The 12,003-nt window shown below is 67.8% G+C and carries 11 protein-coding genes and 1 rRNA gene; 8 read left to right on the forward strand and 4 right to left on the reverse strand.

Annotation, left to right across the window (positions count from 1 at the left end; genetic code table 11):
• Positions 1-14 precede the first annotated feature (14 nt).
• Positions 15-127, forward strand: a 5S ribosomal RNA gene (rrf, locus tag DIE22_RS18170).
• Between the two features lie 101 nt (positions 128-228).
• Here the strand turns inward: rrf and DIE22_RS18175 are convergent.
• Positions 229-600, reverse strand: coding sequence for a nuclear transport factor 2 family protein (locus tag DIE22_RS18175; protein ID WP_124605721.1), 372 nt, complete (start codon positions 598-600; stop codon positions 229-231).
• Positions 601-699: 99 nt separating this feature from the next.
• The gene (locus DIE22_RS18180; protein ID WP_124605722.1) at positions 700-1,299 is read right to left on the reverse strand and encodes a hypothetical protein; all 600 of its coding nucleotides are present in this window, start codon (positions 1,297-1,299) and stop codon (positions 700-702) included.
• Positions 1,300-1,449: 150 nt separating this feature from the next.
• On the opposite strand from DIE22_RS18180, the gene DIE22_RS18185 reads away from it, so the two are divergent.
• A complete protein-coding gene (locus DIE22_RS18185; RefSeq protein WP_311767748.1) occupies positions 1,450-1,797 on the forward strand; it encodes a cytosine permease in 348 nt (115 codons plus the stop codon).
• Between the two features lie 30 nt (positions 1,798-1,827).
• On the opposite strand, the gene DIE22_RS18190 is transcribed toward DIE22_RS18185, so the two are convergent.
• Positions 1,828-2,832: an AraC family transcriptional regulator gene (locus DIE22_RS18190; protein WP_124605723.1), complete on the reverse strand. Its 1,005-nt coding sequence runs from the start codon at positions 2,830-2,832 to the stop codon at positions 1,828-1,830.
• Positions 2,833-2,967: 135 nt separating this feature from the next.
• Here DIE22_RS18190 and DIE22_RS18200 point away from each other — a divergent pair, with 135 nt between their 5' ends.
• Genes DIE22_RS18200 through DIE22_RS18210 form a run of 3 tightly spaced genes read left to right on the forward strand, consistent with a single transcriptional unit; the run spans position 2,968 to position 6,644 of the window.
• Complete coding sequence (locus DIE22_RS18200) at positions 2,968-4,641, forward strand: acyl-CoA synthetase (RefSeq protein ID WP_124605724.1); 1,674 nt, start codon at positions 2,968-2,970, stop codon at positions 4,639-4,641.
• A 20-nt stretch (positions 4,642-4,661) separates the two neighbouring features.
• On the forward strand, positions 4,662-5,429 hold the full coding sequence (locus DIE22_RS18205) for a 3-hydroxyacyl-CoA dehydrogenase (RefSeq protein WP_124498411.1): 768 nt from the start codon (positions 4,662-4,664) through the stop codon (positions 5,427-5,429).
• 24 nt (positions 5,430-5,453) lie between these two features.
• A complete protein-coding gene (locus tag DIE22_RS18210; RefSeq protein WP_124498410.1) occupies positions 5,454-6,644 on the forward strand; it encodes an acetyl-CoA C-acetyltransferase in 1,191 nt (396 codons plus the stop codon).
• A 119-nt stretch (positions 6,645-6,763) separates the two neighbouring features.
• Here the strand turns inward: DIE22_RS18210 and DIE22_RS18215 are convergent, their stop codons facing one another.
• Positions 6,764-7,456, reverse strand: coding sequence for a TetR/AcrR family transcriptional regulator (locus tag DIE22_RS18215; RefSeq protein ID WP_124605725.1), 693 nt, complete (start codon positions 7,454-7,456; stop codon positions 6,764-6,766).
• 364 nt (positions 7,457-7,820) lie between these two features.
• On the opposite strand from DIE22_RS18215, the gene DIE22_RS18225 reads away from it, so the two are divergent.
• The 3 genes from DIE22_RS18225 (at position 7,821) to preA (ending at position 11,966) form a co-directional block, all read left to right on the forward strand.
• A complete protein-coding gene (locus tag DIE22_RS18225) occupies positions 7,821-9,101 on the forward strand; it encodes a Zn-dependent hydrolase (protein WP_124605726.1) in 1,281 nt (426 codons plus the stop codon).
• 129 nt (positions 9,102-9,230) lie between these two features.
• Complete coding sequence (locus tag DIE22_RS18230; protein WP_124605727.1) at positions 9,231-10,568, forward strand: NAD(P)-dependent oxidoreductase; 1,338 nt, start codon at positions 9,231-9,233, stop codon at positions 10,566-10,568.
• Between the two features lie 90 nt (positions 10,569-10,658).
• A complete protein-coding gene (gene preA / locus DIE22_RS18235; RefSeq protein ID WP_124498406.1) occupies positions 10,659-11,966 on the forward strand; it encodes an NAD-dependent dihydropyrimidine dehydrogenase subunit PreA in 1,308 nt (435 codons plus the stop codon).
• The last annotated feature ends 37 nt before the right edge of the window (positions 11,967-12,003 follow it).

Here is a 12,003-nt window from a genome sequence, read left to right on the forward strand (position 1 = left end):
GACAACCCTCTTTGCCTGATGACCATAGCGAGTCGGTCCCACCCCTTCCCATCCCGAACAGGACCGTGAAACGACTCTACGCCGATGATAGTGCGGATTCCCGTGTGAAAGTAGGTAATCGTCAGGCTCCCTAAGCCAGAAACCCCCGCCCGAAAGGCGGGGGTTTTTGCATTTGTGGCGCCGGAAACGCGCGATGGCCGCGAGGCGGGGGGCGTGGCCGTCGCGGACTCAACCGATCTGCGATGCATGTCCGGCAACGACACGCCAGGTGCTCCCTGATCGGCGCCACAGGCGCGTATAGGCGAATGTACCGTTGACCGCGATGCCGCCGAAATGACCGGCAAGCACTGCCTTGGTCGTGGTGAGGATCATCTCGCTTATCGCATTCGCCTGCGTCTCCTGGCGATCGAGCGCTTCCAGACGCAGCAGCTTCGCACGATGCGCGGACAGATCATCGTGCTTCGAAATCACCTGTCCGCTTGGAATGGTGAAGATCAGATCGTCATCCAGCAACGCGTCGAGCGCGTCGACGTCGTTGGCCAGCATCGCTGCTCGAAGTGCGGCTTCATAGGGTTCGATGACTGCACGAACTGCATTCATATCGGGGCCTCGCATCGGTTCGAAGGATCGGGATTCCGCGCATGATCGGCAAGCGGGCGGCGGCTGGCACATTCGGGCGCCGCAGCTACGCGACAGAGGCTACTCCGGTTTCGACAGCGCCTGACGCCGCACCATCATCAGCAAGCAGATGCCGAGCGACGCGAGGATGTTGACCGAAGGATAGAACGCGACCGCGACATTCCACGTACTCAACGCCAGCAGCGCCAGCGCGTACTTGAGCACGCACAACGCGAAATACGCAAGGCTCTCGCTCCACGGATCGCGGAGCGTCTTGCGCACGGTCGGGCCGAGGCCGGCAAGCTCGATCAGCGTGACCAGACAGACCGACATCGTCGGGTCGTCGGTCAGCATCCAGAGCGGAATCGCCGATAGCGCCGCGCCCAGGAAAAACCAGTCGATGCGGGTCCAGCCGCGTTCGCCTCGAAACAGGCTCGCGACGAACGTCAGGAAGCACGTGAGCGCAATCGCCGCCGTGCACCACGCGGACGGTCCGGCGCTCGCAACGAACTGGCCGGCGGCCGCGATCGCCGTGACGATCGACCAGATGAGCCAGGTGAACATATGCGGACGAACGGTGCGCCGGTAAATCGCGAGCGCGTACGGAATCGCTGCCAGCAGGGACACGGCAGATCCGACGATCCCCAGCACTGAAGCGGCACCCTGATCGACAGTCACCATCGCAGCGGTCCGGTTCGCACGAGCCGATCAGTATGTGATCGGATCGGCCCATGCGCAACGTTGTGCCGGTGACGAGTATCGATATCCGCGCAGTGAGTCGCGGTCGGGCACTGAAGCGATCGAACACAAACCGGCTAGACGAACTTCATCCTGCTGCTGTTGTGCGTGCTCGTGCCGTGGACGGCGACCAACCTGGTCGACGACTTCCTCGCGTGTCACGGCGAATACGACGTCGATTCGTTCTTCCGGCAGGACGGCGGCATCTACCAGCACTTCAATGCGATCGCGGTCAAGTCGTATTTCATCGGCATCGTCGCGCAGGCGCCGTTCATGGCGACCGAGCGCTATACCGGGAAGCCGGCGAGCCGGCTTGGCGGGGCCGACATCCCGTGGATCGTCGGGCTGTCGTCGACGTCGCTCGCCCACGACGAGGGCTGCAAGCCGTTTTCGCGTCCGCTGCAGGGTGTGGCCGCCAGCATCGACGGCATGTCGTGCTGATCCCGCAGCGTGCCCGGGCCGCGTCGCGCATCAATGCTCCGGCTGCGCCGCATTGACGTCGCGCCGAAACGCGCCCGGGCTCGTGCCCGTCCATTTCCGGAACGCGCGATGAAACGCACTGGGCTCGGTGAAGCCGAGTTCCGCCGCGATCTCCGCGACGCTGAGCGTGTGTCCGCGCAGCAGCGACTGGGCCAGCGCGCCGCGCAGTTCGTCCTTGATCGACGCGAAGCTCTGTCCCTCGCTGCGCAAGCGTCGCCGCAGCGTCGCGGGCGTGGTGCCGAGGCGCACGGCCAGCGTGTCGAAGTCCGGCCACTCGGCGGCCGGCTGCGCTTTCAGGTGGGCGCGCGTTTTTGCGACCCAGCCGGTGTCGTGCCGGTAGCGGACCAGCAGGTTGCCGGGCGCGCCGCGCAGGAAGGTCTTCAGCGCCTGCGCGGAGCGGATCGTCGGCAGCGCGAGATACGCGGCGTTGAATGCGAGCCGGCTGTCGGGGCGGTCGAAATGTACCGGTACCCCGAAGAACTGGTGGTAGTCGCTGCGCTGATCGGGGCTCGGGCACGCGAAATCGATGCGCTGCAGCGGAATGCGCCGGCCGATCAGCCAGCAGGCGACGCCGAGCAGGATCAGCCAGAAGGTCCGGTAAGCGAATGCCGAATAGGGCGCGCCGGACGGCGCGAGGACGATCTGCGCCTGGCCGTCGGCGACCAGGAGCTCGCCGTGCGGTTCGTCAAGCACCACGCGCAGGAACTGCAGCGCGCGCCGCAGCGCCTTCTCGAGCGTGCCCGCGTGCAGCACGGCGTGGCACAGCAGCGTGAAGCTGCCGCGCCGCATCGGGCGGGCCGCGAGCCCGAAAAATTCGTCGTCGATCGCGCTGGCGATCGCCAGCCACAGCCGGCCGTACTGTTGCGGCGTGACGGGCTCGCGCACGGCGGCCGACAGGCCGGCGGCGCGCAGCACGGGCCCGGCCGGAATCCGCTGCCGGCGCAGGCTCTCGAGCGCATCCTCGACGAAATCCGGCGAGATCATCTGCGGCCCCATTTTTCATGCCCCCCAGATATGGCAAAAGCGATCACGATTCTAGATTCTGTTTGTCATTGATTGCAATGTGACGGCTGTCTACCATCATCGATATACCCCCGGTTCGCCGGCGGTCATAACGAACAGGAGACACGCATGCGTGATGGAGCAACTGCCCGGGTGGTGCCGGCCTACGCCGACGCCGTGGCCGGCTTCCGTATCGAGACCGCCGCTGCCTGTCTGCACGGCGACCTGGAGCAGGGCCTGAACGCCTGCGTCGAATGCTGCGACCGGCATGCGGCGGCGGACGAGAACGCGATCGCGCTCGACTGGATCGACGCCGGCGGCCGGCACCGCAGCTTTACGTTCGCGCAGATGCAGGCGCTGTCGGCGCGTGTCGCGAACCTGCTGGTCGAGCAGGGCGTGAAGCCGGGCGACGTGGTGGCCGGCCTGCTGCCGCGCACGCCCGAACTCGTCGCGACGATCCTCGGCACGTGGCGCGCGGGCGCCGTCTATCAGCCGCTTTTCACCGCGTTCGGACCGAAGGCGATCGAGCACCGGCTGCGCATGAGCGATGCGCGGCTGGTCGTCACCAACATCGCGAATCGCGCGAAGCTCGACGAGATCGCGGATTGCCCGCGGGTCGCGACGGTGCGCGAGCCGGGCGACGCGCTGCCGGCCCGCGACGTCGATTTCCGCGCGGCGCTCGACGCGCAGTCCGACACCTTCGAGGCGGTGCCGCGCAAGGGCACCGACCTGTTCATGATGATGTCGACGTCGGGCACGACGGGCTTGCCGAAGGGGGTGCCGGTGCCGCTGCGCGCACTGCTCGCGTTCGGCGCATACATGCGCGACGCGGTGGACCTGCGCGACGGCGACCGCTTCTGGAACATCGCCGATCCGGGCTGGGCATACGGTCTCTATTACGCGATCACGGGCCCGCTGCTGCTCGGCCATGCAACGACGCTGTACGAGGGCGGCTTCACGGTCGACAGCACCTACGACGTGATCGAACGGCTCGGCATCACGAGCCTCGCCGGTTCGCCGACCGCGTACCGGATGCTGATGGCGGCCGGCGCCGAAGCGGCGGCGCGGCTGAAGGGGCAGTTGCGGGTCGTCAGCAGCGCGGGCGAACCGCTGAATCCGGAAGTCGTGCGCTGGTTTCACGCAGCGCTCGGCGCGCCGATCCACGATCACTACGGGCAGACGGAACTCGGGATGGTCGTGAACAACCATCACGGACTCACGCACGTCGTTCATGCCGGTTCGGCCGGTTTCGCGATGCCCGGCTACCGCGTCGCGGTGCTCGACGAAGCCGGTCGCGAACTCGGCCCGGGCGAGCCCGGCAACCTCGCGATCGACATCGCGCGCTCGCCGCTGCTGTGGTTCCACGGGTACTGGCAGCAGGACACGCCGGCGATCGCGGGCGGCTACTACCGGACCGGCGACAACGTCGAGCTCGAGCCGGACGGCACCGTGAGCTTCATCGGCCGCGCGGACGACGTGATCACGTCGTCCGGCTACCGGATCGGCCCGTTCGACGTGGAAAGCGCGCTGATCGAGCATCCGGCCGTGAGCGAGGCCGCGGTGATCGGCGTGCCGGACCCGGAGCGCACGGAGATCGTCAAGGCGTTCGTCGTGCTGTCGAAAGGTTTTGAGGGCACGCCGGCGCTGGCCGACGAACTGAGCCAGCACGTGAAGCGGCGACTGTCGGCCCACGCCTATCCCCGCGCGATCGACTTCGTCGACGCGCTGCCGAAAACCCCGAGCGGCAAGATCCAGCGCTTCGTGCTGCGCAAGATGGAAGCCGACAAGACCGCTCAATCCTGAATACCGAATACGGAGTGCGAATGAATATCAAGGATCGCGTTTTTCTGATTACGGGCGCCGGTTCGGGCCTCGGCGCGGCGGTGGCGCGCATGGTGGTCGCCGAAGGCGGCAACGCCATGCTGCTGGACGTCAATGAAAACGCCGGCGTGAGCCTCGCGCATGAACTCGGCACGTCCGCACGCTTCGTGAAGACCGACGTGACGAGCGAAGCCGACGGTCAGGCGGCCGTTGCCGCCGCGCGCGACGCGTTCGGCCGCATCGATGCGCTCGTGAACTGCGCGGGCGTCGCGCCGGGCGAGAAGGTCGTCGGCCGCGAAGGCCCGCATTCGCTCGATCGCTTCGCGCGCGCGGTGTCGATCAACCTGGTCGGCACGTTCAACATGATCCGGCTGGCGGCCGACGCGATGTCGAAGCAGGACGCCAACGCGGAAGGCGAGCGCGGCGTGATCGTCAACACCGCGTCGGTGGCGGCGTTCGACGGACAGATCGGGCAGGCGGCCTATGCGGCATCGAAGAGCGGCGTGGTGGGCATGACGCTGCCGATCGCGCGCGAACTCGCGCGGTTCGGCATTCGCGTGGTGACGATCGCGCCGGGCATCTTCGCGACGCCGATGATGGCCGGCATGCCGCAGGACGTGCAGGACGCGCTCGGCAAGAGCGTGCCGTTCCCGCCGCGGCTCGGCCGCCCCGATGAATTCGCGGCGCTGGTGCGCCACATTGCCGAGAATACGATGCTGAACGGCGAAGTCATTCGTCTCGATGGCGCGCTGCGCATGGCACCGCGCTGACACTGGAACTGGAGGAACTCGATCATGACGACACAGGATCCGATCGTAATCGTCGGCGCGGCGCGCACGCCGATGGGTGGTTTTCAGGGCGACCTGGCCGCGGCCAGCGCGAGCGAGCTCGGCGCGGTGGCGATCCGCGCGGCGCTCGAGCGTGCGAACGTGCCCGCCGAGCGCATCGATGAAATCGTGTTCGGCTGCGTGCTGCCGGCCGGCCAGGGTCAGGCACCGGCGCGGCAGGCCGCGTTGAAGGCCGGATTGCCGCTGGGCGCGGGTGCGACCACGGTCAACAAGATGTGCGGCTCCGGGATGAAGGCCGCGATGTTCGCGCACGATCTGCTGCTGGCCGGGTCGGCGGACGTGGCCGTCGCGGGCGGGATGGAGAGCATGACGAATGCGCCGTACCTGCTGCCTAAGGCGCGCGCGGGGATGCGCATGGGTCACGGCCAGGTGCTCGACCACATGTTCCTCGACGGGCTCGAGGATGCGTACGACAAGGGCCGGCTGATGGGTACGTTCGCGGAGGACTGCGCGCAGGCCTATCAATTCACGCGCGAGGAACAGGATGCGTTCGCGATCGCATCGCTGACGCGCGCGCAACGCGCGATCGCGGACGGGCGCTTCACGTCGGAGATCGCGCCGGTGACCGTGAAGGCCGGCAAGACGGAAGCCGTCGTGTCGATCGACGAGCAACCGGGCAACGCGAAGCTCGACAAGATTCCGACGCTCAAGCCGGCATTCCGCGAAGGCGGCACGGTGACGGCGGCCAATTCGTCGTCGATCTCCGACGGCGCGGCCGCACTGGTGATGATGCGTCGCTCGGAAGCGGAGCGGCTCGGCCTCGCGCCGAAGGCCGTGATCATCGGGCACGCGAGCTACGCGAACAAGCCGGGCCTGTTCGCGACGGCACCGATCGGCGCGATCCGCAAGCTGTCGGAGAAAACCGGCTGGAACCTGCGCGACGTCGACCTGTTCGAGATCAACGAAGCCTTCGCGGTCGTCGCGATGGCCGCGATGCGCGATCTCGACCTGCCGCACGACAAGGTCAACGTGCACGGCGGCGCGTGTGCGCTCGGCCATCCGATCGGCGCATCGGGCGCGCGCGTGATGGTGACGCTGCTGGCCGCGCTCGAGGCGTATGGGCTGAAGCGCGGCATCGCATCGCTGTGCATCGGCGGCGGCGAGGCGACGGCGATCGCGATCGAGCGCGTCGCGTAACGCGAACGCATTCGCGCATCACGCACGGGACGGCACGTACGCCGTCTCGCGACGCGGGCGACGGGCATCGTGCCCGTCGCCCGTTTTGCTTTCCCGGGAATGCGCGATCGCGCTACGCGCTATACGTTCGCGTTCGGCGACACCGCACCGCATGCGCGGATCACGAGCTGCACGACCTGCTCGGTCTTCTCGGCGAAGGCCTTCTGCGTGAACGCACGCTTGCCGCTCAGCGCGCGGATCTGCGCGTCGAAATCCGCATAGTGCTGCGTGGTCGCCCAGATCAGGTACATCAATGCATGCGCATCGATCGGTGCGAGCAGTCCGCGCGCGATCCAGCCTTCGATCACCTTCACGCGTGTGTCGAACCACGGCTTCACGCGTTCCGACAGGATGTCCTGCATGTGCGTGGCGCCGTGGATGATCTCGTTGGCCCACACTTTCGAGCCGAGCGGGCGCCGTCGCGACAGATCCATTTTCGCGCGCACGTAGCTGCCGATCGCTTCGACCGGATCGTCGCCGGCCTCGAACGATCCGGCCGCGCGGTGCCAGTCTTCGAACAGGTCGTCGAGCACACGGCGGTACAGCGCAAGCTTCGTCGGGAAGTAGTAATGCAGGTTCGCTTTCGGCAGGCCCGCACGTTCGGCGATCATCGCGGTGCTCGCGCCGTCGAGCCCGCGCTCCGCGAACACGGCTTCCGCACAGGCCAGCAGATGCGCCTCGTTGGACTCGCGGATGTGCGCCTTGCGTCGCCGCAAAGGCGTGCCCGTTTCGTCGTGGCCGCCGGCTTCGGTGGCCGCTTCGTCATGTCTCATCGTTGCCCTCGCGCGGCATGCATGCCGCGTTGGGCTTCATTCTAGCCGCTGGTTCGCGTCGAGCGCACGTGCGTGCGCACATCCGCGCATGCGCGATGCTGCGATGCGGTGGCACGTTTCTCGCTCGACCGAGTCACGCAAGAAAGACATTGCGCTGCGCATTTTGATCGTCTAAAACCTGTCCAATCGGACAGGATTCAACGAGCGGCGGAGCGCGGTGCCGGTACTCCGCCGATCGATCGGACGAATCGCGCGAACGATGCGCATCTGCACCTCGCGGGTGCGGGTTTGCCCCGACTGCAGCAATGCGTGCACCGGCAGCGACCGGGATGACGACATGACCGACCCCACAGGAGCGATACGTATGGACGCGGTATCGGAAACAGTGAAGCGGGCAGCATTCGACACGTCGATCAAGGTCGACGGCAGGCGGTTGTGGGACAGCCTGATGGAGGTCGCGAAGATCGGCGCCACGCCGAAGGGCGGTGTCTGCCGCCTCGCGCTGACCGATCTCGACAAGGCCGGCCGCGACCTGATCGTTAGCTGGGCGAAGGCGGCCGGTTGCACGGTGACGGTCGATACGATGGGCAACGTGTTCATGCGCCGCGCGGGCCGCGTGGCCGACGCGGCGCCGGTCGTCACCGGCTCGCATGCGGATTCGCAGCCGACGGGCGGCCGCTTCGACGGCATCTACGGCGTGCTCGGCGGCCTCGAGGTGATTCGCAGTCTCAACGATCACGGCATCGAGACCGAGCATCCGGTCGAAGTCGTGATCTGGACCAACGAGGAAGGCTCGCGCTTCGCGCCGGCGATGGTCGCGTCGGGCGTGTTCGCGGGCGTCTTTCCGCTCGAGTACGGGCTGTCGCGCAAGGACGTCGACGGCAAGACGATCGGCGAGGAGCTGGCGCGCATCGGCTATGCGGGCGCCGTGCCGTGCGGCGGCCGCAAGCTGCACGCGGCGTTCGAGCTGCATATCGAGCAGGGGCCGATTCTCGAGGCGGAGTGCAAGACGATCGGCGTCGTGACCGACGCGCAGGGGCAGCGCTGGTACGAGATCACGTTCACCGGCCAGGAAGCGCATGCGGGGCCGACGCCGATGCCGCGCCGCCGCGACGCGTTGCTCGGCGCGTCGCGCGTCGTCGATCTCGTGAACCGGATCGGCCTCGATCACGCGCCGTTCGGCTGCGCGACGGTCGGGATGATGCAGGTCCACCCGAACTCGCGCAACGTGATTCCGGGCCGCGTGTTCTTCACCGTCGATTTCCGTCATCCGGACGACGCCGTGCTCGCGGAGATGGACGCCGCGCTGCGCGACGGCGTCGCGCGCATCGCGGGCGAGATCGGGCTCGACACCGCACTCGAGCAGATTTTCTACTACAAACCCGTCGCGTTCGATCCGGCTTGCGTGGCCGCCGTGCGCGGCGCGGCCGACCGCTTCGGCTATTCGCATCGCGACATCGTGTCGGGTGCGGGACACGACGCGTGCTACCTGGCGCAGGTCGCGCCGACGTCGATGGTGTTCGTGCCCTGCGTTGACGGCATCAGCCACAACGAGATCGAGGACGCGACGCCTGCGTGGATCGAGGCCGGCGCGAACGTGCTGCTGCACGCGATGCTGTCGCGTGCCTGCGAGCCGGCTTCATGACGGATCGAATGTAGCGCAGCCGGCAGGCGGTTCACCGCCTGACCATGGCACGCCAAAGCATGACCGCCCCGACTGTGCATTCGCAGCCGGCGGGGACGGCTTTGTCTCCACCCAGTCGAAGGAACGCGTATGACCACCCAGCCAACCGGCGATATCGCCGCGCATCGCCTGTCGTCCACGCAACTCTCGTGCGAATTCGCCGATATCGCGCCGCTGCTCGATCCGACTGCCGCCGCGGCCGCAGCCAGCCGCTGCCACTACTGCTACGACGCGCCGTGCGTGCAGGCCTGCCCGACGCAGATCGACATACCGAGCTTCATCCGCAAGATCGGCAACGGCAACCTGAAGGGCGCGGCGACCGATATCCTGTCCGCGAACCCGCTCGGCGGGATGTGCGCACGCGTGTGTCCGACCGAGATCCTGTGCGAAGGCGCGTGCGTGCGCAATCATCAGGATGCGCAGCCGGTCGCGATCGGCGCGCTGCAGCGGCACGCGACCGACTGGGCGATGGCGACCGGCGCGGTGCGCTTCACGCGTGCGCCCGATACGGGGCGGCATGTCGCGGTGGTCGGTGCAGGGCCGGCCGGGCTTGCGTGCGCGCACCGGCTCGCGGTGGCCGGGCATCGCGTCACGCTGTTCGATGCGCGACCGAAGGCGGGCGGCCTGAACGAATACGGGATCGCTGCCTACAAGACCGTCGACGATTTCGCGCAGCGCGAGGTCGAGTGGCTGCTGTCGGTCGGCGGCATCGCGCTGGAGACGGGCGTCGCGCTCGGCCGCGACGTGACGCTCGACGCGCTGCGCGAGCGGCACGACGCGGTGTTTCTCGCGATGGGCCTGGGCGGCGTGCGCACGCTCGAGATCGACGGCGAGCAACTGGCAGGCGTGATGAACGCGGTCGACTTCATCGAGCAGGTGCGGCAGGCCGACGGGCTGGAGAACGTGCCGGTCGGGCGGCGCGTGGTCGTGATCGGCGGCGGCAACACGGCGATCGACGCGGCCGTGCAGAGCCGCAAGCTCGGCGCGGTGCGCGTGACGATGGTGTACCGGCGCGGCGTGGACACGATGAGCGCGACCTGGGCCGAACGCGAGTTCGCGCAAAAGAGCGGCGTCACGCTCGTCACGCATGCGAAGCCGGTGCGCATCGCGGGCGCGGACGGGCACGTGACGGGCGTCGAATTCGAGGCCGCGTCGGGCGAGCGCTTCACCGTCGACGCGGACATGGTGCTGAAGGCGATCGGCCAGACGCTGGTGCCGGACGGTGTCGCGGCCGCGCTGCTGACGGCGGACGGTACGCGCATCGCGGTCGATGCGGACGGACGCACCGCGTGGCCCGACGTGTGGGCCGGCGGCGATTGCGCGGCAACCGGCGGCATCGATCTCACGGTGCAGGCCGTGCAGGATGGCAAGCGCGCGGCCGCGGCGATCGCCGCGGCGCTCGCGCAGCGCGATGCCAAGGCCGCGTGAACGCGACATACGCAACGGCATCGCGCGCATCGCGAGCGTCACGCACGCCGCGCGGATCACGATAAACGCCCCATTTTCACGGAGCCGAACATGGCCGACCTTCGCTGCACCATCGCAGGCATCACTTCGCCGAATCCCTTCTGGCTCGCGTCCGCGCCGCCGACCGACAAGGCGTACAACGTCAACCGCGCATTCGAGGCGGGCTGGGGCGGCGTCGTGTGGAAGACGCTCGGGCTCGATCCGCACGTCGTCAACGTCAGCTCGCGCTACGGCGCGGTGCAATGGAACGGCCAGCGGATCGCCGGGCTGAACAACATCGAGCTGATCACCGATCGACCGCTCGACGTGAACCTGAGAGAGATCGCGCAGGTGAAGCGCGACTGGCCCGACCGGGCGCTCATCGTGTCGCTGATGGTGCCGTGCAACGAGCGCGACTGGAAATGGATCCTGCCGCTCGTCGAGGATACGGGCGCCGATGCGGTCGAGCTGAACTTCGGCTGCCCGCACGGGATGAGCGAGCGCGGGATGGGCGCGGCCGTCGGCCAGGTGCCGGAATACGTCGAGATGGTCACGCGCTGGGTCAAGGAAGGGTCGAAGCTGCCATGCCTCGTGAAGCTCACGCCGAACATCAGCGACATCCGGACGGGCTCGCGTGCCGCCTACAAGGGCGGCGCGGACGGCGTGTCGCTGATCAACACGATCAACTCGATCGTCGCGGTGGACCTCGACCAGATGGCGCCGATGCCGACCGTCGACGGCAAGGGCACGCACGGCGGCTACTGCGGCCCTGCGGTCAAGCCGATCGCGCTGAACATGGTCGCGGAGATCGCGCGCGATCCGGAAACGCCGAACCTGCCGATTTCCGGCATCGGTGGCATTTCGTCGTGGCGCGACGCGGCCGAGTTCATGGTGCTCGGCGCCGGCAGCGTGCAGGTGTGCACCGCCGCGATGCATTACGGCTTCCGGATCGTGTCGGATCTCGCCGACGGGCTGTCGAACTGGATGGACGAGAAGGGCTACGCGACGCTCGACGACGTGCGCGGCCGCGCGGTGCCGAACGTCACCGACTGGAAATACCTGAACCTGAAGTACGACATCAAGGCGCGCATCGACCAGGACCGCTGCATCCAGTGCGGGCTGTGCCATATCGCGTGCGAGGACACGTCGCACCAGGCGATCACCGCCGAGAAGGACGGCGTGCGGCATTTCGAGGTGGTGGATGCGGAGTGCGTCGGGTGCAATCTTTGCATGCATGTGTGTCCGGTCGAGCAATGCATCACGATGGAGCGGGTCGACGCGGGCGACTACGCGAACTGGACCACGCATCCGAACAACCCGGCGCGCGCCGACGCGGGTGCAAGCCCGGCGGAACCCGCGAAGCACGCGAAGGCGGCCTGACCGGCGGCCGGCGGCGCGGTACGGGCCGCCCCCGCCG

Origin of the sequence: Burkholderia sp. Bp9142, assembly GCF_003853415.1 — a bacterium.
In the GTDB taxonomy this organism is placed as follows: domain Bacteria; phylum Pseudomonadota; class Gammaproteobacteria; order Burkholderiales; family Burkholderiaceae; genus Burkholderia.